Source organism: Pontibacter qinzhouensis (assembly GCF_008017455.1).
Lineage (GTDB): Bacteria > Bacteroidota > Bacteroidia > Cytophagales > Hymenobacteraceae > Pontibacter > Pontibacter qinzhouensis.
Window position 1 is genome coordinate 1 of the sequence record NZ_VRTY01000191.1, and the last position, 2587, is coordinate 2587.

The following is a 2587-nucleotide window of genomic DNA, read 5'->3' on the forward strand; positions in this document are numbered from 1 at the left end:
CGCCTACAACAAAACCGTGGACCGTAACTTCCAGGACTGGGTATTTAAAAAGCAGGCGGGCACCCTGAAGTTTACCGAAGAGCAGATGGCCTGGCTCCGCATGATAAAAGAATACATCGCAAACAGCTTCCACATCGACCGCGACGATTTCGAACTGAGCCCTTTTAACGCGCACGGCGGGCTGGGGAAACTGTGGCAGCTGTTCGGGGAGAAGACGGATGAAATTTTAAATGAATTAAACGAGGAGTTAGCAGCGTAGCATGATAGATAAAAGTGTACTTCCGGAGCATTGGGAAGTGAAGAAGTTAGGGGATGTTTGTGAGTTTGAATATGGTAAAGCATTAAAAAAAGAGCTTCGAGACGAGACCGGCAAATATGATGTCTTTGGCTCCAATGGTGTTGTTGGCAAGCATGCTCAGTATATAATTGAAGAGCCTTGTGTTATTGTTGGAAGAAAGGGGGCTGCTGGTGAGGTTCATTTGTCCTTGAATCCAGCATGGCCTATTGATACAACTTATTTTGTAAAGCAGAAACCATCTTTCGACCTAAAGTTTCTGTACTATCAATTAAGATCTCTACAATTAGGCTCACTAGATAAGTCTACTGCTATTCCGGGCTTAAATCGTAATGATGCTTATCAGAAGGAGTTCGTACTTCCTCCACTTACGGAACAACTAGAAATCGTTGCCAAGATAGAAGAACTGTTCAGCGAGTTGGACAAAGGCAAAGAGCAATTAATAACCGCCCGACAGCAACTAAAAGTATATCGGCAGGCTGTTTTGAAGTGGGCGTTTGAAGGGAGGTTTACTAATCTAGAGGTTAAAGAGGAGGAGTTGCCGGAGGGGTGGAAGTGGGTGAAAACTGGTGAAGTAATTCAAACAATAAACAATGGATATACGCCAAAGAAAGGGTTCTTGTCAGACGGAGAGGGTGAAGTTCCTTTTATAAAAGTCTACAACTTAAATTTTGATGGTACTTTAAATTCAAAAAAGAATCCCACTTTTATTCCGAGAGCAATTCATGTGAAGGATCTTAAAAGGTCGATTTGTTACCCAGGTGATGTCTTGATAAATATTGTTGGTCCACCATTAGGAAAGGTCTCTGTTGTAAGTAATGAATATCCAGAATGGAACATTAATCAAGCAATAGTTTTGTTCAGACCAAATGAGAAAGTGTCGTCAAAATATTTATCTTATTTCATGCAAAATTCGGTTACCATTAACTGGCTAGAAAAGACATCAAAGGCAACAGCAGGTCAGTGGAATGTAAAAGTTACCACTTGTAGAGAGATACCCTTACCACTCGCTCCACCTGAAGAACAAAATCATATTGTTCAGGAGATAGAAAGCCGCCTAAGTGTTTGTGATAAAGTGGAGGAAACTATTAGCCTAAGTTTGCAGCAGGCTGAGACGCTACGGCAGAGTATTTTGAAGCAGGCGTTTGAGGGGAAGTTGGTCAAGCAAAGTTCTAAAGAATTGGATATCATCTCAATTTAACACTAAACAGATAAAACTATAAAATGGCAACAAGCAATCCTTTCTCTATCGCGGGTAGCAAATGGTGGAAATGTGATTTTCATAATCACACTCCTGCATCAACTGATTATGGCAAAGGCCCAAATCAGGCAACACTCCTTAATCGAACACCTAGAGAATGGCTTCTTGATTATATGAATGCCGAAATCGATTGCATTGGAGTTACAGACCATAATAGTGGAGAATGGATTGACCTATTGAAGCAAGAGCTAAAATTAATGGAGACTGATCAGCCAGAGGGCTATAGGTCATTGTTTATTTTTCCTGGAGTAGAGATCAGTGTAAATGGTGGAATTCACGTAGTGGCACTTTTGGATCCATCCAAAGGAACGAAAGAGATACATGGGCTTTTAGGAAAAGTTGATTTACCATTAGAATATGTTGGTAAAAGTGATCATACATCTAAAAAATCAATTGATGAAGTTATTGAAAGTATCATTGATGCCGGTGGTATAGCTATCCCTGCTCACGTGGATAGACCTACTGGCTTATTTGATGTATTGGGAGGTAATGTAACAGTACAAAATCTGTTACTTAGAGAGAACTTACTCGCAATTGAGCTAATTAACGTGAATAGTGACTTACCAGAAACATATAAACAACATAGAAAGAGACTGAACTTAGCTGAAATTGTAGGCTCAGATAGTCATTTACCTGCACAGGTTGGTGCTGCTTATACCTGGGTAAAAATGGAGGAGCCAAGTATAGAGGCTCTTAAATTAGCTTTTCATGATGGTGTTGATGGTATTATCAGACATGAAAACCCACTTACAAAGCCCAATCATATCACGGAACGATATTATATAGGAGTTACGCAGACTTCTATGGTTTCGTATAATCTTATAAAAAAGCCATGGAATCTGCCCAGTATATTGCCTATTTGTTGAGTGAGCCGCGCAAAGTTAGCTGTGTAAAAGCCAGTGAGGTTCTGGAGGTTTCACATGATGAGATCAATCGCTTCCTGTTGAGCAGCAACTTTACGGGTAAAGACCTCTTTGAAGCTGTTCAACAGGGGCTCCAACTGGAAGGAGGCGTTCTTTCGGCCGATGATT

The 2587-nt window shown here is 40.7% G+C and carries 3 protein-coding genes and 1 pseudogene; all 4 read left to right on the top strand.

The window, feature by feature from the left end; translation table 11 throughout:
- Positions 1-259: type I restriction-modification enzyme R subunit C-terminal domain-containing protein (locus tag FVR03_RS23850; RefSeq protein WP_222707313.1), on the top strand; the 259-nt coding region annotated here is incomplete at its 5' end.
- 1 nt (position 260) lies between these two features.
- The gene (locus FVR03_RS23855; protein ID WP_147924281.1) at positions 261-1496 is read left to right on the top strand and encodes a restriction endonuclease subunit S; all 1236 of its coding nucleotides are present in this window, start codon (positions 261-263) and stop codon (positions 1494-1496) included.
- 23 nt (positions 1497-1519) lie between these two features.
- Positions 1520-2422 carry a PHP-associated domain-containing protein gene (locus tag FVR03_RS23860; protein ID WP_147924282.1) on the top strand — a complete coding sequence of 301 codons (903 nt, stop codon included), beginning with the start codon at positions 1520-1522 and terminating at the stop codon, positions 2420-2422.
- Positions 2389-2587, top strand: a pseudogene (locus FVR03_RS23865) (IS701 family transposase); the annotation flags it as partial. The gene FVR03_RS23860 and the pseudogene FVR03_RS23865, both read left to right, overlap by 34 nt.

What these genes read in the sequence shown, in the direction of transcription:
- FVR03_RS23855 (WP_147924281.1), top strand. Translation starts at nt 261, where the DNA reads ATGATAGATAAAAGTGTACTTCCGGAGCATTGGGAAGTGAAGAAGTTA.
- FVR03_RS23860 (WP_147924282.1), top strand. Translation starts at nt 1,520, where the DNA reads ATGGCAACAAGCAATCCTTTCTCTATCGCGGGTAGCAAATGGTGGAAA.